We start from the raw sequence: 21,921 nt of genomic DNA, 5'->3' as shown, positions 1-21,921 counted from the left end.
TTTTCGATATAATCTAGAGAAGGCATATGTATTCAACTCACTTTCTTTATTGTCTGACACTTTAATTGCAAAGGATTTGAGTACATACGCCTATTTTTTATTGAAAAAAGTAGGCGCTAAGAGGACACGCACCTGGACGGTCACTTTAGCGCCCCAAAATAAATTATAGGACCATGAAACAGGTCCCTGTGCAGCCTCACAAGGGCGTGCATCAAGGAAGTATGGGAACGCGCAGCTCTGCAAGCATCCCACTAGGAAAGTAAGCAAAAGGACTGCAAATGGCACATATTTTGTAAAATGTGGAAATAAGCCCCCGCTTATTATCTGGGTTTAAAGAAAAGACCGAAAACTTCTTGCCACTAAAAATCTAGAGGAATGCATTGTTTAGGAAGTAAAATGATGTTAAAATAAGAAAAATGCACCGTATAAAGTTTAAATCTATTAAAGGTGCTGGGTGTTATTTTATGCTATTTTTAATATAAAGGAGGCGATTAGATTGAATAGAATTTACAAGGTTATATTCAATTGCGCAAAAGGGCAGTACCAGGTTGTTTCAGAATTAGCAAAAAATGGCGGGAAAACGTCGGGTAATTCTTTATTAAGAACAATTATTAAAACGGGGGGGGGTACTGACTAGTACCGTATTAACAGCTGTGCTTGTATTTGGAAGTGCACGTTATGGTAGCGCTGAAGTTGTTCATGACGGTGATACTTTGAATGCCGGAACTAACATTTCTGTAACTAAAGACGATACAACAAAGACAATCACAATATCCACTGATGGGGTTGCAACCAGTGCAGAAGTGGATGCAGTAAAAACAGACGTACAAAATAACCAAACAGCTATTGCTACCAATACGGACAAAATTGCGGATAACAGCACAGAGATTGCTAACAATAAGATTGGAATCAATCAAAATTCCAATGACATCCAGCAAAACAAGACGGATATTACGGCGAATAAAAATGCGATTACAGCCAATACAGGAAAAATCAACAATAATACGGCTGATATTACAGAGCTAAAAAATGTGCATTCTGCTTTGGGCTTGGATAAAACAAAACCGGGAATAAAGTATTTCCGTGCCAATTCCACAGGAGAGGACGCTGCAGCTGCGGGCAAAGATGCTGTTGCCATTGGTGTCAGTGCAAAAGCAAACGGCAAAGATTCTGTGGCTCTGGGCGATGCTGCACGTTCTGCTTCATCTGCTGAAAACAGTATTGCCATTGGCCGAAAAGCTGTCAGCGGATCTTTTAACGGTATGACGGCTGATGGCAACAGTTCTACTGTGGTTATAGGCGGAGGCAAAGCAAGCATATCCATCGGCGATGCGGCCAATGCTCGGGGAAATTCTTCGATTGCACTGGGGGATGGAGCGACGGTCTATAATGATGGGACCAATGCTCAGCTCAACGATAACAGCATGGCAATTGGAACTAAGGCTAGTACGGTTGCTTCGAATCATTCAATTGCGATAGGCAACAATGCAGCTGTGACGCAAAACAGTCATAGTGCTGCAGCGATTGGAGACAGCGCAAAGGCTGAGGCGGAAGGCGCACTGGCTCTGGGCAAAAGTACGGCTGCTTCTGGAGCTGACAGCATTGCGGTTGGAACAGAGGCAGCAGCCAGTGGAGCAGATGCCCTGGCTATGGGTAAGAATGCGCAAGCTAGTGGGGCAGATGCCGTTGCTCTTGGGAACGGAGCTGTTGCTGGGAGCAGTGCTTCTGTGGTTTTGGGCAAAGATGCCAGTGCAAATGCCGTCCGTTCTGTCGTACTTGGCCCTAATGCTGGGGTCGGTATGGTAGGGGATGTATTAGGGGCCAAAGGGTCTCATGTAGTCATCGGAGACGGTGCTGGTAACAATATTGACGGACAACAGAACATTGCAATTGGCTACAAAACGGGAAATGATGTCAAAAGCGACCATAATGTAGCCATTGGTTCTGAAGCTGGGACCAATATTGGGTCTAGCGGAAACATATCGGAAGGGAAAAATGTTTCCATTGGCTATCATGCCAATAAAAACGATTCTGCTGTATCGCGGATCCAGTCTACGGCTTTAGGCAGTGAGACGAAAGCTGCTGATGATGCCGTTGCAATAGGGTATCAGGCACAGGCGAATGGAAATGGGTCTACAGCAGTCGGGTTTAACGCCCAGGCTGCAGATGCGGCCAGTGTAGCTTTAGGTCAGGGTGCACAGGCTTCAGGCGGCAATGTTGCCATAGGCAATGACTCCGTGGCTAACGCCGCTATGATCAGTGGGACTGGGTATCTGACAGGACAGGCGGCTCCCAAGACTGCCGTTTCCGTCGGCAATGCATCGGCGCTGCGCCGTATTACCAATGTAGCTGACGGGGCACTGGATCAGGATGCCGTTACTGTGGCACAGCTCAAAAAATCAATAGACGCTACGGTAGCTCGGGTCAATGCGAATGTTTCTTCTGCAACGGCAAGTGGGGTATATTATGATACGGTCACTTCTGGAGATGGAGACAGTATTACCCTTCGTAATAATGACAATAAGGGAACGAAAATCCACAATGTTGCGGCAGGGACACTGGGGACTGATGCAGCGAATGTGGCTCAGGTCAATAAGATCGTTGATACGGCAAAAACACATTACTACTCTGTAAAATCTACCGATTTGAATAATTATGACAACGATTTGGCTACGGGTGAAGACTCTATGGCAGCTGGCGTGAGCACCAAAGCTTTAGGGGACAGGAGTGTTGCGCTGGGGAATAATACAGAAGCGCAGAGTCTTGGCAGTATTACAGTGGGAGCCGGTTATGAAGATCCGGCTAACCCGGGCAGCCTGAAACAGACTTTAGCCATCAGCGGTTATCAATATAACACGGCAATCGGGGCTGGCGCTCAGGCAGCCGGAAATCATTCTCTGGCTATAGGGACTTTGGCAACATCCTCTATAAAAAATGGTGGAAGCAGCGTAGATAAAGCTGTTGCCATTGGCTATTCTGCTGGCGTTTCTGATGACAAAGCTATCGCCATCGGCAGTGATGCCAAAAGCAACAGCAAAAGTGCTTCCGCTATTGGTGATACGGCTCAGGCACTGGCAAAAAATGCTCTCGCAGTGGGGACGAATGCACAGGCAGAAGGTGTTTCTTCCGGGGCAATCGGTACCCAAAACCGGGTCACTGGGGCAAATACATATGTTTTGGGCAGCCAGAACAGTACGGCTGCAACAGGTACAGCTGCTGATGTAAGTGCTTCGAATTCGGGGATCTTTGGGAATGAAAACCGAATGGAAGGGGACAGCAATCGTATTGTAGGGAATCAAAACGTGCTGAAAATGGAATCCCTTTCCAATAATTCTGCCAACCCGAAAGCCTTTGGTAATATTTTTGTAACGGGCAATCAGAATAGGGTTACTGGGGATCCGGATACAAGTACAGCAGGCGATGCGGGCAATGTATCTGATATCGTGATTGCCGGTTCCAAAAACACCATCCGAGCCAAAAATCAGAAAAACAAGGATTTGACGGATATCCAAATCATTGGCAACCAGAATACCCTTGATGCCACGGCGCAGAATACGGATTTGTCCAATACCCAGATCTTGGGCAGCCATGTAACAGCCACTTTGGGGAATTCTGTCTATCTGGGCAGTAACTCTGCTTATGTTGCATCAGGAGCCACTACGAAAGGGATGGGTGCTTACAGCAGCAACGGAACGTATCAATATGCTGGGGGAACCCCTGCTGGTATTGTAACGGTGGGGTCCGTGGGGAAAGAACGGCGCATCCAGAACGTTGCGGCCGGGCTGGTCAGCGCAAAGAGTACGGATGCGGTGAATGGAAGCCAGCTTTACACCATGACGCGGCCTCTGCGGTTTGCTGGAGACAATTCGACCATTGGCAATACTTCGGAAGCAGATGTCAATGTACTCCATCGCGGTTCTGATCAGGCTATGTCCCTTTTGGGCGGTGCTGACAGCAACAATTTAAGCGATGATAATATCGGGGTGGTTGCTAATTCAGCCAATAATACGATGACCGTAAAATTGGCAAAAGATGTGACTGGGCTGAATAGTATTACATCGAAAACTGTAAATGCAGAGACGGTAAAGGCCGGAGATACTACCATCAATAATCAGGGAGTGACCATAACTGGCGGACCTTCTGTGACCAAGGAAGGAATCAATGCCAACGGCACGAAAATCACCAACGTAGCTGCTGGTACAGCGGATACAGATGCTGTCAACGTCAGTCAGTTGACGAAACAGTCTGCCGATCTAACGGAAAAAGGGTTCGGATTAAAGGATCAGGATGGGAATATCGTCCATAAATCTCTGGGAGAGGATATTGAGGTTACCGGGGACGGCAAAAATATTTCTACGAAAGTGGAAAACGGAACGATGAAAGTGGTCCTGAACGATGATTTGAATGTGACCAGTGTAACTACTGCCGATACTAACGGAAATAAGACCGTGACCCAGGGAAGCGGCATGACCATCACGGATAAAGATGGGAATGAGACAACGATTGGAGCTGGCGGTATTACGATTGCCCCGAAAAATCCGGCACCAGGGACTTCGCCAGTTTCTTTGACAGAAAAGGGGCTGGATAATGGGGGCAATCAGATTCACAATGTGGCTGCCGGCACTGCTGAAACAGATGCGGTGAATGTCAGCCAGCTGAAAGATGAAATTGCAAAGAATGCCACCAAATTGGTAGACGGAAAAAATACGACAGTTACAGGAACAGGCACAACGGAAGATCCGTACAAGGTCAATGTCAATGACAATCTGAATCTGGGTGAAAAAGGCGAAAATGGTATAGACGGTTCCATCGGTGTGGCGGGCAAAGATGGCTCAGCTGTTACCATCAATGGGAAAGATGGCTCTATCGGAATGAATGGAAAAGACGGGAAAGATGGGCTTACCATGAAATCTGCGAAGGGTCAGGATGGCGTGGATGGTTCCAATGGTGCTAATGGTATGACCCGTATAGTTTACGAAGATGATGCCCATGTCACCCATGAAGTTGCCACGTTAGATGATGGACTGAAGTTTGCGGGGAATACAGGGTCTGTGGCCAAAAAACTGAACAACACCATGACCATCAAAGGGAATGGGACGAAAGCGGACGCAGAATATGATGCTTCCAATATCAAGACTGTAGTGGATGCAAATGGAGATCTGGTCATTGGACTGGACAAAAATCTCAAGGCAGATACTGTCACCGTGGGCGGCCAGGGCAAAGACGGTGCTGATGGCGTCAATGGGGCTATTGGTGTAAAAGGTGCCGATGGCAAAGATGGGGTTACCATTTCTTCTATAGGGAAAGACGGAACCAATGGTACCGATGGTCATATTGGCATCAATGGCAAGGATGGTGCTTCTGCTGACATCCATGTTGTAAAAGGTGTGAATGGAGTAGACGGCACGGATGGCTATAATGGCACGGATGGTATTGATCGGATCGTCTATGAAGATCACAATGGGAATACCCAGACGGTCGCCACTATGAACGACGGAATGAAATATGGCGGCGACGTAGGGAATGTAATCAGTAAAAAACTCAATGGGCAAGTGAATGTAGTTGGGGGCATTACGGATTCTTCTAAACTGTCAACGGAAGACAATATCGGAGTGGTATCTGATGGAAGTGATAACCTGAAAGTTCGGCTTTCAAAAGATTTGAAAGGACTGGATTCGGTTACCACGAAGACTGTTACAGCAGACACAGGGAATATCACGACGGTAAACGCCAGTACTGTCAACGTTGGAGACACCGCCATAACGACGGGTGGGATGACAATCAAAAACGGTTCCGCAGGGCAGGATGTTACGCTCAATAAAGATGGGCTGAATAATGGTGGAAATAAGATTACCAACGTAGCTCCTGGAGATATTTCATCGACCAGTACGGATGCTGTAAATGGAAGCCAGCTGTACCGTGCGGAAAACCGGATCAGCCGATTGGGAGATCGAGTGAACCGTGTTGGGGCAGGTGCCGCGGCTCTGGCAGGATTGCATCCATTGGATTTCGATCCAGATGACAAATGGGATTTTGCTGCAGGGTATGGGAATTATAAAGATGCTCATGCAGTGGCTATCGGAGCGTATTATCGTCCTAACGAAGATACGATGTTCAGTGTGGGAGGTTCCTTTAGCGGAGGCGAAAATATGGTGAATGTAGGAGTCAGCTGGAAATTTGGACAAAAGAACCATATCTCTCGCTCCAGAGTATCCATGGCCAAGGACATGTTGGCCATGAAAAACCAAATCGAAACACTCACGAAAAAATTAGCTGCTTATGAATCAGGCCAGCCTGCCAAGGCAATCCCTGCGTCTACGCACAGCATGAACTTTCCTGATGTACCAGAGAACCATTGGGCTTACCAATATGTGAAAACATTGGCCGAAAAAGGCTACTTGGAGGGATATCCGGACGGAGAATTTAAGGGAGATCGTTCTATGACTCGCTATGAGTACGCTACGGTCATCTACCGAGCTTTACAGAATGGGGCACCTTCTGATGGAAATATGGCCCGGTCGGTGGATGAATTTGGACCTGAACTGGTCAAAGTTCAAAATATTGACCGGTTCCGTGTGGATCGTATTTCTGGTAAGGATAATGACCGTCATAAGGTAGAACGTGTCCGTATCAATGATAAGGATGATAAAAACAGAGGTGATTTCCGGGATGTGTATGGATCCCATATCCAGAAATCATAAAAGTATGTAGGATAATAAGACATTGGGGCAATGCTTGATTTCATTGCCCCAATTCTCTATTCAATTGGATTTAAGAGGACATGCACTGAATACAGTGCGTGTCCTTTTTCGTTGCGTGTGTTAATGTACAAGATCCTATTACGAAAGCGCTCAAAATTGCGCAGACCAAATGAGATGCGTTTTAACACCTTGGCGATACAGGAGATGCAACTCTTTATGGAGAAGCGGGGAATGTTTGATGAGGCGCGTATAGCAACCCTTTATGCGTCTTGTAGTGGCCTTGCAATGAGGGCGGATGTGTTCTTGAGGCGGCAGCTGAACCGCTAAAACCAAGGCTGATTCCGTTTCCTTTAAATTTTAGATCCAGTCCTCTTTAATTCCTGTTATTTACGATACGTGTTGACGCATTAGAAACTGAATCGAGCGCCTACATTCCAGCTCCAATTGCGAGTGACATCGCCCCCAAAGTTTTTTTCAATATCGCCATATAAAGCTAGACTATTTGTCGGCCTGTATTCACCGCCGAAGCCAATGCTAAGCCAACTAGCGCCATTGCCATCATGGCCAACCACGGTATTTCCGTTTTTGTCTTGCAAGGTATAATCGACATTTCCCTTGAATTCATGATGCCAAAAGGCATTGACGTAATAATCGCTATGCGCTGTCTTATGGCCTATAGATGTGCCGAGACGTCCAATGAGACTATCGATGTCACGTAAGTATCCGTGATTCCCTTGATTTGTTGTATAGGAAGCGCTGCCTAAGTGACTATAGGTCAATTGACTTTGCGGTTCTACATACCAACCATGGTCAGAAAGAGGGATATGACGGCCGTATTCAACGCCCAAGAATTGATAAGGGCTGCTCCAATGCATATGTTCTGGGAAATCGCCAAAGGTAACGCCTTTGGCTTTCATCTGACCAAGACGGCCGACAATATCGAGGTACTGGCCATCTTGCCTAGTCGTCGTCCAGTACAGACTAGCCACATCAGCATCTCCTTTGGTGTCATGCGTAAAATGGTCTAAGCCGTACCGCAAGTCGCGATGGTGATAAGATACGCCGAGGAATTGTTTTTCTGTCGGGCTGCTCTTGATCATGTGGTCATAGCCGAGTTGGTACGCGTTGTAAGTTGAGTGCCCACTGAGTCCGTCGGTGGTGACACGGCCACGGCTCAAACGTGCCCAAATGCCTCGTTCACTGTCAATCGACGTCCAGTCGCCTACGCGTTTACGGAGTGTATCTTGTTCAAGGTACAGCCCTAAATAGCGGGACTTCGCAAAAGATTGATTGTCGATATTATTATTGGTTGGGATTGGCGGATTCACTGGTTCTGTGCTGTCACGGAACGTAGCATACCAGTTATGGCCGCTTGTTGGAACGTCGGTATATCCATGATTAGCGTCTGGTGCCTGGTCAGTAATTGTCACAGGCCGTGCAAAGAGACCGCCGTTTTGGATATGAGCGTCACCTGTGAAAGTCGCTTGGCCAGCGCCTGTCGGGCTTTCATCACGGACAAGAAGAACATATCCATCACGAATAGGCGTTCCAGCATGGTGGCTGTAGTCATTGAGCATCACATGGAAACGGCCTTGGCTGCTGCCTGTAATCGTCAACGTGTCGCTGTGACCGGATACAGTGCGGTCAGCATAGCTTTGCGCTAAATCGGTACCGAACGTAATAGTCCCGCTAGACCCTGTTCCGTTATCTAGGTGCGTGGTATGCACATCAGTGAAAGCGTGCGACGCCGTAGTATCTCCGCGATGGCTCAAATCGAGGAGAGAGTTGTCGTCAATATGGATTTGATCGACTCGGGAATTATTCGTCACGTACCATCGAGCGCCTTGCTGTAAATCGATATCCGTCTTGCCCCATCCAGAATGTGAATCCCAAGCATCGCCGTCAAAATATGATTGAGGCGAACGGAATGTGATATTTACATGGCCCAAATTAGTTTGGACTCGTCCTAGCATAACGGTATTCCCTGTGCGGCCGTATTGATATTCAGTGTCCCTGTGGAATGGTGGTAAATTGTATACCTTTGGCCATGCAGCGTTGCTGTTCCATCTGTTTGGATGTCTATGGAATCTAGCGTATCCCTAGAAGGAGTGTAGGTATTGATGGCTGTATTCACATTATCACTGATGTTTAAATTTTTGGCATGGATGCGCGTGCTGCTGTTAGCGTAGCTATATAAACCCGTTGTGGTGTGGTCAATCGTAAAATCCCCGCCTGAGGAAGCTGAGTCGGATCCAACTTGGAACGCGCCGTCAATGTTGCAAATCCCCATCGTAGTGTTTGTTGCACGCACATTTCCTTTCGTGATAGTAAATTGCGGCTTGTTAGGATTTGGAGTGGAGGTTCCATTTGTTGACAAATTCTGTAACAAAAAAGCAGCATATTGGGTGCCGTCATTACCATTGATGTATAGCCCTTCGTTAGTGCCGGTTCCTGTTGAAATAATCGTTGACGCCTTATCGTTTCTAGTTATAAGTTTAAAGCCTGACGAACTATTAGGATCCGAGTTTCGACGATTAGCACGGGCCTCTATGTCGATGTTCCGGGCAAATATCTGTGTTTTTGCATTGTGATACATAGTTGACACGGCAATATTTGTATCGTTAAGGGCAAGCGTGTCTACGGGAAGAGCTTCGGACCCAATGTGTAAATTCGCACTGTTATTATCAATTCCTATGGCAGCATGATTGACCGTTATGTTTTTGGCGTTCAGCGTTGTCTCGCCGGCGTTTGAAAAAATGCCCTCGTTCATACGGTTACTGACTCCATAATCTACAGGATTTGAAAGCGGGCTCGCATCATATTCTTCATTTTCCACAGTTAGAGATTGAATCTGGTGAGCATCTGTGCCAATAAATAAATGTGGCGTTGATCTCTCTGTATCTGTAGATTGGATGGTACTGCTCGTATTAACTTTAATACCTGTTGTCTCTCCTTTACGGCGTAATTCGACGTTATCGCTTAGTAGCGTAACTGACTGGCCGGCTACTAAGATGTTTGTCACGCGGGGAATTGAGCTGGCAGGACGACTGGAACCTATGTCTGGAACATCTGTCGTATCTAATATAAGCGTATGTACAGATGGATCCACTTGAATGGAGCCATTACCGACTATATGTATATTAGATATGGATGGGGTGAGAGATGAAGGTCCGTGGGTTTGCCGTCCGGCGTCTAATGTGAGTGTATTGATATCGTGAAAGCGGATGGAGCTTCCTTCACTGCGGGATAAGATATTTCCCACATACGATGTCGTATCTGTTCCAGATTCCGGATGTGATGTCAGCGTCAAGTCATGAGGCACAGCGATGTCGCCGTGAATATCAAGGGTAGCACCATTATCAGCTACAATATTTAAGTATGATGGTACAGAAGGCGTCCATGGATTTCTGATGGTGTCGATAGTTGATGTGGTTATCGTCTGATTCCCTGATTGTAACGGTGCATTGATCTGAGAATCGATGTCTCCTTGTGTAGTAATAGCTTGCGCCATGGCGTGGTCGAATGATGGATAGCTAGAAATAGCTAACACAATAGCTAACGCCAGTTTTTTCTTGTCTCTGTGCATAATGTTTTTCTCCCTTCAATGCTTAAGATGAATCTTTAAACCATATCTTGAATTTTAGCGTCTTATGTCTATTGTACGCCTAAAAGTTGATAGAAAGAGATAAATTCTTATCATTGCATAATCAGTAATGCTGATATGTGGACTCCCTTTTACTAGCTATAGTAGGCAAAAAACGGAAGGCCATATATTTTAAGCGACACTCGATGTAAGGCGGTGAGAATGGGATAGGAATCCTTCTTTTTTTTGGTACAGAGGGTATTCCTTTTACGCGAATTATGACTCATTGACGAGTTTTACTGTCATATTGTCGATCGTTAGTTGCAATATTTGAATGTATTTCATGCTTTTCTTGATTTTTTCATCAGCGTAGACTCTGTCAAAGTATTTCATGGCTATTGCACGTACTTCTTTTATAGCCAGTGATTCATCGGTAATAAACTGGATATGGCCAAAGATGATGACGTTTTTAACATTGAACCCCATTTCCTGTGATTGTCAGAGAATTTTGTATATTTTATTTAGGCTAATTGTAAAATGAAGTTGGACACCCCCCCCTAAAGGGTCGATTTTGGAAATATAAAAAGGCGCATAATGAAGCATCCTCTGTTAGAATATAGTACCAGACCAAATCCTAGGAGGAATGACACTACGGGCAATCAACGCATATTCTACCACAAATGGCACAAAAAGGGAAAACATCTTTCGTACGAGGATCGGATGCTCATCCAAATTCGCCTGAAAGATGGGTATTCCTTAAGAGCCATTGCCAGAGAGCTTACCTGTTCTCCAACTACTATATCCAATGAAATCAAGCGCGGATCCACACTGCTTTATAACGGCACCAAAAGACGGTATAAAGCCTCCAGGGGGCAGAAGGTCTACGAAGAGAACAGAAAGGCCTCCTGCCATCATTACAGCTACCTTGATGAGAAGGCTTTCATCGAGCATATTGAAAATAAGTTCTTTTCCACAGGGTGGTCCCTTGATGTCTGCGTGGGCAATGCTCTCATAGCGGGAGACTTTACCCGGAATCAGGTGGTTTGCGCAAAGACGCTGTACAACTATGTAGACATGGGACTCTTGAATATCAGAAATCACAATCTGCCCATGAAACTGCGCAGAAAAACGAAGAAACATCTGCTTCGTCTGAACAAGCGAAAACTTGGCCGGAGTATTGGAGAAAGGCCTAAAGAAGTGGAGGAACGAAAGGAATTCGGCCATTGGGAATGTGATCTAGTTATTGGCGCGAAGTCCGGCCAAGATGAGGCCCTTCTTACTCTTTTGGAGCGTAAGACCAGGGAGTTCATGATTGTTAAGCTGCCAGACAAATCCGCTAAAAGCGTTATGGCTGCCTTCGAAACACTCTTGGATGAATACGGCGAACACTTCGGAGGAATCTTCAAAATAATTACGACGGACAATGGTTCAGAGTTTGCAGACCTTTCAAACTTCGAAAAAGCTGCAGAGACCCTCTATACTATGCGCATCCCTACGCCTCGTGCGATAAAGGCTCCGTAGAACGTCACAACGGGCTTATCCGGCGTTTTATCCCTAAAGGGAAGCGGATTGACTCCTACACAGCAGAAGACGTCTTTGAAATTGAGCTGTGGTGCAACCGCCTTTCTCGCAAGATTCTCGGCTGCCATAGTCCAGAGGAGATATTTTCAGAGGAACTAGATAAAATCTATAGTCTGGGTGCGGCTTAAGCAGAGCTAGAAGAGTGTCCAACTTGTTATTGCAATTTAGATTACGATATGGTATTATTTCTGAGCTATAAAAATTTTTAAATAAAAATAATTAAAATTTAATTTGGGGAGTGTACACAATGGGAAAAAGAAAGATGAAAAAAATTCAATTAGTTACAATGTGTCTATTAACTACATACATGAGTCCGTGTATGGGGGGGTAAAAGCAGAAGATAGTTTTGTAAGAAAAGGAACACAAACAGGGGCAGGCTCGCTAGCGGTCGGAGAACATTCCGAGGCCAACGGTCTTATTGCAACGGCTGTTGGTTACGGAAAGGCGCTGGACACCTATACGATTGCAATGGGCGTCAATGCAAAAGCCGTGCAGGACAATGCCATTGCTATTGGAACATTGGCAGAAGCGGGACTTACGGATGAATCCTATGAAACAGATCCCATTTGGGATAACGGTCACTATACATCCGGTGAAGGCAAAAGCACACGGAACGCCCGTTCCGGGGCTATTGCTGTCGGCAATCTGGCTAGAGCTTTAGGATATCGAAATATTGCGATTGGCGAAGATGCGGTTACTGCCATTATCAACAAAACAGAAGAAAATGGGACTCTAAAAGAAACCTATGGTGCCGGTGTAATCGGCTCCGTGGCTATTGGAGGATATGCGCGTACAGAAGGTAGCCATTCCACGGTTGTTGGAAATGGGGCGTATGCAAAAGAGAATTACTCATCTTCTTATGGTGTTCGAAGTTATACGACAGGAACTTCGTCTGCCGCGTATGGTGATTATTCTACCGTTACAGGAGAGAGAGGAACGGCGGTAGGTTCCCATGCACGTGTCGATTATGATGATTCCGTGGCTTTAGGATCGTATTCTATTGCTGATAAAGCAATCAGTACGTCGTCGATGGTATTAAATGGCAGGGAATATGCTTTTGCCGGAGGAGAAGCTCACGCTACTGTTAGTGTCGGTGGACAGGGTATTAAATCCTATCAGACGCTAGATGCGCAAGGACAGTTACAGTGGTCTGACACGGATCATTATACACGTATTGAAAAACCTCTTTATCGAACGATTACAAATGTTGCAGCTGGCCGGATAAGCGAAACGAGTACCGATGCTATTAATGGGTCACAGTTATATTCTGTAGCCATGGAAACGGCACGAAATGCTGAAACAATAGGAAATGTAAAAAATATTGTAGAACAAAATTCCCGTGACATTCATGATGTACGGGAAGAGTCACGAAAAGGTGATGCTATGAATGCTGCACTGGCTGCGCTCAAACCGTTGCAATTTGATCCTGATGAACGAACGCAGATTATGGCAGGTTTTGGCAGTTATAAAGGGGAACAAGGATATGCGTTAGGTCTGGCCCATTATTTTAATGAGAGTGTTATGGCAAATGTCGGAGCTGCATATAGTAAAGATAATTCTGTGATGTGGAATGCTGGAATTACCATTAAATTGGATAATCCCTCGAAAAAAAGAGAATATATGATGTATACACCGGATAAAGAAGTAAAGCACCATGTAGAACAATTAGAACAACAAGTGGCGTCTTCACAAGAAGAGGTAAAACAGTTGCGTACGGCATTAATCAATTCGCAGAAGGAAATGGATTCATTAAAACAAGAACTTGCGCAAATTCGGACGATGATCCCAAAATAAATTATAGAACCAAAAGTTGAGGCTGAATCTCCGACTTTACTTGATGAATCGCAGACATGGCGTCAAAACCTTATGGATATATTACTCAATATGGACCCATATGCTTTTGAACGCCTCTCTCAACGTCTCTTGAGAGAATGTGGATTTGTCCAGGTCGCTGTCACCAAGAAATCCGGCGATGGTGGCATTGATGGAGCTGGCAAATTAAAAATAAACGGCATTTTTAGTTTTAGGGTCGCTTTTCAGTGTAAACGTTATAAAGGCTCAGTTGGGTCAGCCGAGATTCGAGATTTTCGAAGTTCTTTAACAACAGATATAGAAAAGGGAATTTTCATTACAACCGGTACATCATCTAATGCAGCCAGAGAAGAGGCGGCAACACCCGGTAAAAAGCAAATTGATTTAATTGATGGCGAAGAGTTTATGGATAAAATTGCCGAGTTTGGTATTGGGGTTAAAGAGGTTGTTACATACGAAGTGAACGAAGATTTTTTTGCTAGCATTTAAAAAAGGCCATGGTAGGAGAGAGCGCTTTTCTACCATGGCCTTTTTGGATTTAGAAATAAAAAGCGCTTTGATAATTGAGCCAAAGTACTCAATCCCTTCTGTCTTGTCCTGTTACTTCTAGAAGATTAATTCTAGGAGGATGAATCATCATGACGAAAGCTTTTGCAGCAAGGATTCCACTAAATCAAAAATTTATGCTGACCATCAAGGAAGCAAGCCTCTATTTCAATATCAGCGAAAAAAAGCTCAGAGGGCTTGTTGTAGAACGACCAGAGGCCGAATTTTTTGTTTTCAACGGGAGAAAGTACCTTATCATTCGTGAGGAATTTGAGAAGTTTCTCCTTCAGACTTCGTGCATCTAAATAAGTTGACTTATTCAGCTTTTAGAGTGATGTATATGATGCCAAAACAAGTAGAAAGGAGAAAATCAATGAAAAAACGAATGAAAGCCTGTATCCGCAGGGATAAGAAACGCAGGATTCTGCGAGCGGGCGAAACAGTACGTGCTGATGGGAGATACCAATTCAAGTATACTGTAGATGGGAAAATTAAGTTTTTTTATAGCTGGAAATTAGAACCCACTGATCCACTGCCCGCCGGACGCAAGCCTTGTAAGTCATTGCGGGAGATGGAAGCTAGCTTGGAAGTTAGAAATGCAATCTCACCAAATAACGCTGATGATAATATGACTGTTATGGAATTAGTGTTGCGATACCTTTCCTTGAAAAAAGAGGTCAAGCCGAATACCCTAACCAATTATAACTTTGTGGTTAATGCATTGAAGAAGGAACTGTTTTCAAAGAAACAGATTGGCAAAGTCAAAATGTCTGATGCCAAGTTATGGCTTATCAAGATGAAATCAGATGGGAGAGGATATAGTAGTATTCAAAGTATTCGTGGTGTTGTTCGACCAGCATTTCAGATGGCGGTGGATGATGAAATCCTTTTCCGGAACCCTTTCAATTTCGAAATGAAAAACGTGCTCATCAGTGACAGTGTTAGGCGAGAGGCCATCAGCAAAAAAGATATGCGAATTTTTCTTCAGTTCCTTAAAGACGATAATTATTACAAGAGGTATTATGAGGCGGTTTTCATTCTTTTTCATACGGGACTGCGTATTTCAGAGTTTTGTGGTCTGACTCTCAACGACATAGATTTTGAGAACAGGACAATCAACGTCGATAAACAACTGCAGAGGGACTTGCATGGGAAGCGATACATTACTTCTACCAAAACAAAGGCAGGCGCCAGGCTTTTGCCAATGACGGAAGAAGTATATCAATGTTTTTTAGAACTCTTGAGGAAAAGAACGCCCCCGAAGGTAGAGAAGATCATTGATGGTTATGCCAACTTTCTTTATTATGACCTTAACGGGGAACCAGTAGTTGCAATGCACTGGGAACATCGGTTCAAGTCTGCAGTTACAAAATATAACAAAATTTATCGGTACCAGCTCCCTAAGATAACGCCTCACGTTTGCCGGCATACGTATTGCACTAATATGGCCTTGAGCGGCCTCAGTGCTAAAACCTTGCAGTATTTGATGGGGCACAGCGATATAGGCGTCACGCTCAACGTTTACACGCACATCAAATTTGATGATGCACAGAAGGAAGTTGAAATCCTTCAAGCACAATATCAGAAGGAGATGGAAAGGAGTCGCAAAGAGCTGGTCGATATTGGCGCCATCAAGCCAAACGTTATACATTTCAAAAATAAAGCATAGATAGAAAATGAACCCTGTAGCTAGGATTATGACCCGGCGGCAGGGTTCTTTTTTGCCATAAGTGTAAATCTTAAAACGCGTAAGTGGAAAGCGCAATGCTTTGAGGATATTCATTGAACCAAATATACTCGCCGTTTCCAATCGAATTTGACCATTTATCGTGGAAATCTTCAATCCCATAAGCCACTTTGAATTCATCAAGTGAATTGTGACTGTTCAATAGGCTTTTATCCAGTTTTCGATCGCCATAGGAATAAAGAGTAATGTTGTCGACGATAGAAAAGCTAAATCTGACGGTGAGCCCAATTTTTGAGTAGCCAATTTTAAAAGAACGAGGCCAGTTACTTGAATTCTCAATCATGTCAGGAGTTCCATATAATTTTGCGACATCCTGATAGGGCATTCCTAAATAAATTCCACCGACCGATTCTCCGTATACAGGCTCTTTTGTTTTTCTGTAGGAAATGCCGTCAATTGCAATATACTGGTGGGGTGTATCCCTACCTAGATCCTGAACGAAGAGGTGACGGGTCCTCATGAATCCATTTTCTACCAGGACCATCTTGCAGCCAAAAGTTGTGCTACCTCCAGCAACATCATCAAAACTTATAACTTGATTTCCTTCAAATTTACCACCGTCAAAGGATACCGTTTGAGACGGGTCCTCTATAGAGTACCAGATACCTTGAAGCCGATTTAATTTTTTTTTAAGTTCATTCAAAACTCATTTTGCTTGCGAATGCAGTAGGAGCAAACATTAGAAGTAAGAATAGTATAGGAAACGTTTTCTTCAAGAATTGTTTCATTGAATCCGTCACTCCTTTGGGTGTCATTTTCTATAATATATTATTTTTTTCCGTGGTATCCGTGATTATTTGATCTAAAGTCAAATTTTAGGTAATAAATTTTGTGTTGAAAATCAAGAAAGGGCATGGGGTGATGAAAGACCTTTTTTCTGGTAGAATAAAGGTGAAAATATTACGGTAGTACGGAAAGCCCGTTTTACTACCATTTTTACTACTAAAGGCGGCTAATTTATGCCACGAAAGGCAACCATATGCCAAGTTCCCGAAAATGACCAATTTTGGGGGAAGACCGCATCATGCGGCTTTACGTGGCCTTTCGTATCCTCAGGAGGACTTTCAAAATGGCTGTAAAAATCCTATTTGTGTGCCATGGCAATATTTGTAGAAGCCCCGTTGCGGAGTTTGTTTTTAGGGATATAGCCAAAAAGGCCGGTCAGGAGGCAGATTTCCTCATTGCTTCCGCGGCAACGACGACGGATGAAATTGTTGGCGGTGTAGGAAATCCTGTCTATCCGCCGGCTCGGGAGACACTCCTGCGTCATGGCATTGACCCTGTAGGAAAGCGGGCAGTCCTGTTGAGGCGGGCTGATTATGCTTTCTATGATCATCTCATCGGCATGGACGCGGAAAATCTCCATGACATGCGGCGCATCTGTGGTGGGGATAGGGACCATAAACTATCGCTGCTCCTTGATTATACCGATCATCCCCGGGATGTAGCCGATCCTTGGTATACCCGGGACTTTGAAGCAAGCTATCGTGATATTGTGGCTGGCTGCAGGGCTCTTTGGTCATTTCTTCAAAAAAATGCCCTCTCAGCTGACAGAAAGGACTTATTGTGAAACTTGATCCTCTCTATTTTTTCCTACCCATGATTGAGGCCCTTGACCGGGAAGAACATGACCTTGTCGGCGCCACGGTCGGGCATGGTAAGCGAGTTGCCTATCTGTCCTACTTGATGACGCGCAGCTTTCCGTGGTCCCCTGATGAGCGGCTGGCCTTTGTCCTTGCTGCTTTGCTCCATGACTGCGGGTCTGTAGAGACCATTCGGGAAATGCGTGATGCTGCCCGAAATAGGAAACCCTTCAGCGGCACTTTTTCCAATGGTCGGGTTGTAGATGACGCCAGTATCCATGCCCAAAAAGGAGAGGACCTTTTGCAGGATATGCCTTTTTATTCCCAAATCAAAGGGGTTGTCATGATGCACCACGAATGGGCCAATGGAACAGGCCCCATGGGGCTTAGGGAAGATGCCATTGACAAGCGGGCCCAAGTACTCTACCTTGCTGACCGCATGGATATCCGTTACGATTTATTGTCCCTGTCGGAAAGCGGATTTAGGGAGATGGTCCGTGATCTGCTTGGGCTCGAACATATCGAATTTTCCCATGATGCCTTGGTCCTTCTTGAAAAGAACCTGACCTATGAGGCTGTAAAAAAACTCCAGGAGATTCCTCTAAATAGGCTCCTCAAATCGGTCGTACCAAGCCATGCCTGTGAGTACAGCCTAAAAGATATGCTTACCATCACCCGGTTTTTTGAGCGGATTGTCGATAATAAGTCCTCCTTTACGAAGGACCATTCTCACGGAATCGCCATGAAGGCCCTAGCCATGGCCCAAAAATATGGATGGAATGAAGAAAAGCAGGAACGTTTTCTTCTGGCGGCGAGCCTCCATGATTATGGAAAATTGCAGGTGCCTTCTTCTATCCTTGAAAAAGCAGGGCCGTTGACTGCAGAAGAGTTCCAAATCATGAAGAACCATGTCCGCTGGACCTATGAAGTCCTTGATGAAATCCCTGGGTTTGAAGATATCCGGGACTGGGCCTCTTTCCATCATGAGAAACTGGATGGAAGCGGTTACGTAAAGGGCCTTTGCAGCAAGGAACTTTCCTTTGAAGACCGCCTCATGGCCTGTCTCGATATTTATCAGGCCCTGACGGAAAAAAGGCCGTATAAAGAGGGATTCTCACATGAAAAGACCATTGCCATCATGAGGGAACTAGCCTGTAAAGGAAAAATTGACGGCGCCATCGTGAAGGATCTCGACGCCTTTTTTGAGCCGACTAGGCTTCCTTCCTAATGAAATAAAAGGCAGGGAGCAGAAAGATACTCCAACAAGGTAGGGAGGATTGATGATGGATCTGATTCGAAAGGTACAGGAACAAGACTGGACTGCTATTGAGGACCTAGTAAAGCAGGCTTTTGCCACGGCTTCTTATTCGGATGGGACGGAAGCTGCGCTTGTGGCCCGGCTGCGGCAAGGGCCTGCCTTTCTCCCAGACTTAGCCCTTATGGCTGAACGGGAAGCTAAGCCCGCAGGGTTTATCCTTTTTACAAAAGCAAGGGTATCCCAAGAAACCATCCTTGCCTTGGCGCCCCTTGCTGTGAAGCCTTGTTTTCAAAAAAGTGGGATTGGGACCGCTCTTGTAAAAAAAGGTCATACGCTTGCCGCAAAGGCGGGATTTGCTTATGCAGCCGTTTTGGGGGATCCTGCATTTTACGGTCGTTTGGGTTATGAAGCGGCAGAAAAATGGGGAATTACGCCGCCAGCAGCTTTTCCTAAAGAATATTTTATGGCCATAAAGCTCATTCCTGATGCGGCTCCGCTTGCAGGGACCATTGTCTACGACAGGGCGTTTGGCCTTTAGGAAACAGAGCAGAAAATGAGACTGGAAAGAAAAGGGATGGAATCATGAAAGAAGCCATCAAGGTCCGCGGTGCGCGGGTCCATAATCTTAAAAATATTGATGTCGATATTCCTCTTGGAAAAATTGTCGGCATTGCCGGTGTGTCGGGATCGGGCAAATCATCCCTTGCCTTAGGCGTCCTCTATGCGGAAGGGTCCCGGCGCTACCTCGATTCCCTGTCGACGTACACAAGGCGGCGCATGAGTTTTTCCCCCAAGGCGGACGTAGATGAAGTCCTTTACGTTCCGGCTGCCCTTGCCATGCACCAGCGTCCCGGTGTTCCTGGCATGCGCAGTACCTTTGGGACAGGAACGGAGCTTCTTAGTAGTCTGCGTCTCCTTTTTTCCCGTCTTGCGGTGCACCGCTGCCCAAACGGTCATGAGGTCCCACCGTCCCTTGCCGTCGCGGCGGAAAAAGAACTTATCTGCCCGACCTGCGGAGCCCATTTTTATGCTCCCTCTGCAGAAGAACTGTCTTTCAACAGCCAAGGCGCCTGCCCGCGCTGTGAGGGGACGGGAAAGGTCAAGACCGTCAATGTGGATGCCCTCGTCCCTGACGAGACCTTAACCATTGATGAAGGGGCCGTCCTTCCTTGGCAGACCCTGATGTGGTCCCTGATGAAGGATGTTGCCCGCGCCATGGGCGTGCGGACCGATGTTCCTTTTAAGGATCTTACAGCAAAGGAAAAGGACATCGTCTATCATGGTCCTGCCGTGAAGAAACATATCTTTTACAAGGCTAAAAGTACGAACGTTGCCGGTGAACTTGACTTCACGTACTATAATGCCATCTATACCGTCGAAAATGCGCTTGCCAAAGTAAAGGACGAAAAGGGCATGAAGAAAGTCGAACGCTTCCTGACCCAGGAAACCTGCCCGGAGTGCCATGGCACCCGTCTTTCCGAAAAGGCGCGGGCCCCGAAAGTGCGCGGGATCTCCCTTGCCGACGCGACGCATATGACCTTGAAGGACCTCGTCTTGTGGGTCAAAGGAGTTCCCGAAAGTCTTCCTGAAACCATGCGCCCCATGGCCCAAAGCATTTGCGATGCTTTTCTCGAAAACGCCAAGCGTCTTATGGATCTGGGCCTTTCTTATCTGACCTTGGACCGGGAAGCTGCGACCTTATCAAACGGAGAGAGGCAGCGGATGCAGCTGGCTCGGGCTGTACGGAACCGAACGACGGGTGTCCTCTATATCCTTGATGAGCCATCCATTGGTCTTCATCCGGAGAATCTCAAAGGCCTCATGGGTGTCATGCAGGACCTTATCCGCGACGGAAACTCCATCGTTCTTGTAGACCATGATACGCAGGTCCTGTCTACGTGTGATTGGCTCATTGAAATGGGGCCCGGCGCCGGCTCCAAAGGAGGTCGCGTCATCGGAACGGGGACTGTGGCTGATACGGCAAAGCGTCACACTTCAAAGATTGGCCCTTTCCTTCAAAAAGGCGGTCACCACTTAGTCCGTGATGCCTGCGGGAAAAAAGCACTTTTTGAAAAGGGCACCATCCATATGGAAACAAGTGGAATCCATACCGTAAAACCCCTCAGTGTGACCCTTCCCAAAGGCCGTCTTACGGTGGTCACTGGTGTTTCCGGCTCAGGCAAGACAACCATGGTTCTTGAAAGTCTCATCCCGGCCGTCCTTGCCCAAACGAAAGGGGAGGCACTTCCGCCCCATGTGACACGTCTTGACGCGTCAGGCATTCACGGTATTAAACTCATCGACGCATCGCCCATAGGAATCAATGTCCGCTCTACGGTGGCAACGTACGCCGATGTCCATGATGAACTGCGCAAAGTCTACGGCCGCCTGCCGGAGGCAAAGGCACAGGGCCTTAAAGCAGGGGACTTTTCCTATAATACGGGGAGCCTGCGCTGCCCGCTCTGCGATGGCACGGGGGAAATCAACCTTGACGTCCAGTTCCTGCCTGATGTGATCATTACCTGTCCGGAGTGTCATGGAACGAGGTACCGAAAAGAAGCGGACCTTGTGAAAAAGAAGATGCAGAAAAGCAACGCGGCATATTCCTTGCCGGAACTCATGGCTATGGATATCGATGATGCCCTTGAGGCTGCCAAGGGGCTCAAGAAGGTCTCGGAAAAACTGCGCATCCTGAAAGACTTGGGCCTGGGGTATCTGACGCTGAAAGAAGCAACGCCCCGCCTTTCCGGCGGTGAAGCGCAGCGGCTGAAACTTGCCAGCGACATGGGAAAGGGGCAGGAAGATACAATCTTTGTCTTTGATGAACCGACCATCGGCCTTCATCCCCTTGATACGGAGACACTCCTTCACGTCTTTGATGAGCTTGTTTCGCAAGGAGCGACCGTTGTTGTTATTGAGCATGACCTCGACGTCATCCGCAATGCCGACTATCTCATCGACATGGGTCCCGGCGGTGGGGCAGAAGGCGGCACCATCGTTACGTGCGGTACGCCGGGAGAAGTGGCCCAATGCAAGGAAAGTAAAACAGGAAAGTACATCTAAAGAAAGAGCAAAGCAGTTCCCACGAAGTCCTTATGGCTTTAGGGGAA

The 21,921-nt window shown here is 46.3% G+C and carries 11 protein-coding genes and 2 pseudogenes; 10 read left to right on the top strand and 3 right to left on the bottom strand.

The genetic code is table 11. From position 1 onward, the window contains the following. Nucleotides 1-496: 496 nt before the first annotated feature. A pseudogene (locus DW817_RS09420) lies at nucleotides 497-6,701 on the top strand (ESPR-type extended signal peptide-containing protein). 407 nt (nucleotides 6,702-7,108) lie between these two features. Here DW817_RS09420 and DW817_RS09410 read toward each other — a convergent pair. Further along, nucleotides 7,109-8,674 (bottom strand): autotransporter outer membrane beta-barrel domain-containing protein, encoded by a 1,566-nt coding sequence (locus DW817_RS09410; protein ID WP_120112275.1) that lies wholly within the window; start codon nucleotides 8,672-8,674, stop codon nucleotides 7,109-7,111. After that, nucleotides 8,668-10,287, bottom strand: coding sequence for a hypothetical protein (locus tag DW817_RS09405; protein WP_120112271.1), 1,620 nt, complete (start codon nucleotides 10,285-10,287; stop codon nucleotides 8,668-8,670). Before DW817_RS09405 ends, DW817_RS09410 begins: the two co-directional genes overlap by 7 nt. Before the next feature lie 717 nt (nucleotides 10,288-11,004). Between DW817_RS09405 and DW817_RS09395 the strand changes: the two are divergent. From DW817_RS09395 to DW817_RS09375, 5 genes and pseudogenes are all read left to right on the top strand, one after another. Then, nucleotides 11,005-11,993 (top strand): annotated as a pseudogene (locus DW817_RS09395) (IS30 family transposase). Nucleotides 11,994-12,153: 160 nt separating this feature from the next. Beyond that, nucleotides 12,154-13,659: a YadA-like family protein gene (locus tag DW817_RS09390; RefSeq protein ID WP_120112264.1), complete on the top strand. Its 1,506-nt coding sequence runs from the start codon at nucleotides 12,154-12,156 to the stop codon at nucleotides 13,657-13,659. Nucleotides 13,660-13,731: 72 nt separating this feature from the next. Next, nucleotides 13,732-14,166 carry a restriction endonuclease gene (locus DW817_RS09385; protein WP_120112261.1) on the top strand — a complete coding sequence of 145 codons (435 nt, stop codon included), beginning with the start codon at nucleotides 13,732-13,734 and terminating at the stop codon, nucleotides 14,164-14,166. Nucleotides 14,167-14,315: 149 nt separating this feature from the next. Continuing rightward, nucleotides 14,316-14,528, top strand: a complete 213-nt coding sequence (locus DW817_RS09380; RefSeq protein ID WP_021736757.1) for an excisionase — start codon at nucleotides 14,316-14,318, stop codon at nucleotides 14,526-14,528. A 68-nt stretch (nucleotides 14,529-14,596) separates the two neighbouring features. Further along, nucleotides 14,597-15,892 (top strand): site-specific integrase, encoded by a 1,296-nt coding sequence (locus DW817_RS09375; RefSeq protein WP_120112257.1) that lies wholly within the window; start codon nucleotides 14,597-14,599, stop codon nucleotides 15,890-15,892. 70 nt (nucleotides 15,893-15,962) lie between these two features. On the opposite strand, the gene DW817_RS09370 is transcribed toward DW817_RS09375, so the two are convergent. After that, nucleotides 15,963-16,613 (bottom strand): hypothetical protein, encoded by a 651-nt coding sequence (locus DW817_RS09370; RefSeq protein WP_120112253.1) that lies wholly within the window; start codon nucleotides 16,611-16,613, stop codon nucleotides 15,963-15,965. 426 nt (nucleotides 16,614-17,039) lie between these two features. Between DW817_RS09370 and DW817_RS09365 the strand changes: the two genes are divergently transcribed. The 4 genes from DW817_RS09365 to DW817_RS09350 are packed head-to-tail and all read left to right on the top strand — an operon-like array spanning nucleotide 17,040 to nucleotide 21,874. Beyond that, on the top strand, nucleotides 17,040-17,540 hold the full coding sequence (locus DW817_RS09365) for a low molecular weight protein-tyrosine-phosphatase (RefSeq protein ID WP_120112250.1): 501 nt from the start codon (nucleotides 17,040-17,042) through the stop codon (nucleotides 17,538-17,540). Continuing rightward, nucleotides 17,537-18,781 carry an HD-GYP domain-containing protein gene (locus DW817_RS09360; RefSeq protein WP_120112246.1) on the top strand — a complete coding sequence of 415 codons (1,245 nt, stop codon included), beginning with the start codon at nucleotides 17,537-17,539 and terminating at the stop codon, nucleotides 18,779-18,781. Before DW817_RS09365 ends, DW817_RS09360 begins: the two co-directional genes overlap by 4 nt. 52 nt (nucleotides 18,782-18,833) lie before the next feature. After that, a complete protein-coding gene (locus tag DW817_RS09355; RefSeq protein WP_014128265.1) occupies nucleotides 18,834-19,349 on the top strand; it encodes a GNAT family N-acetyltransferase in 516 nt (171 codons plus the stop codon). A gap of 44 nt (nucleotides 19,350-19,393) precedes the next feature. Further along, nucleotides 19,394-21,874 (top strand): ATP-binding cassette domain-containing protein, encoded by a 2,481-nt coding sequence (locus DW817_RS09350; RefSeq protein WP_120112243.1) that lies wholly within the window; start codon nucleotides 19,394-19,396, stop codon nucleotides 21,872-21,874. The last annotated feature ends 47 nt before the right edge of the window (nucleotides 21,875-21,921 follow it).

It is taken from the genome of Acidaminococcus sp. AM33-14BH, from assembly GCF_003603525.1.
Taxonomy (GTDB): domain Bacteria; phylum Bacillota; class Negativicutes; order Acidaminococcales; family Acidaminococcaceae; genus Acidaminococcus; species Acidaminococcus intestini.
This window is presented reverse-complemented; position numbering and strand designations above follow the sequence as displayed.

What these genes read in the sequence shown, in the direction of transcription:
- DW817_RS09410 (WP_120112275.1), bottom strand. Translation starts at nt 8,674, where the DNA reads ATGCTAGGACGAGTCCAAACTAATTTGGGCCATGTAAATATCACATTC.
- DW817_RS09405 (WP_120112271.1), bottom strand. Translation starts at nt 10,287, where the DNA reads ATGCACAGAGACAAGAAAAAACTGGCGTTAGCTATTGTGTTAGCTATT.
- DW817_RS09385 (WP_120112261.1), top strand. Translation starts at nt 13,732, where the DNA reads ATGGATATATTACTCAATATGGACCCATATGCTTTTGAACGCCTCTCT.
- DW817_RS09380 (WP_021736757.1), top strand. Translation starts at nt 14,316, where the DNA reads ATGACGAAAGCTTTTGCAGCAAGGATTCCACTAAATCAAAAATTTATG.
- DW817_RS09375 (WP_120112257.1), top strand. Translation starts at nt 14,597, where the DNA reads ATGAAAAAACGAATGAAAGCCTGTATCCGCAGGGATAAGAAACGCAGG.
- DW817_RS09365 (WP_120112250.1), top strand. Translation starts at nt 17,040, where the DNA reads ATGGCTGTAAAAATCCTATTTGTGTGCCATGGCAATATTTGTAGAAGC.
- DW817_RS09355 (WP_014128265.1), top strand. Translation starts at nt 18,834, where the DNA reads ATGATGGATCTGATTCGAAAGGTACAGGAACAAGACTGGACTGCTATT.
- DW817_RS09350 (WP_120112243.1), top strand. Translation starts at nt 19,394, where the DNA reads ATGAAAGAAGCCATCAAGGTCCGCGGTGCGCGGGTCCATAATCTTAAA.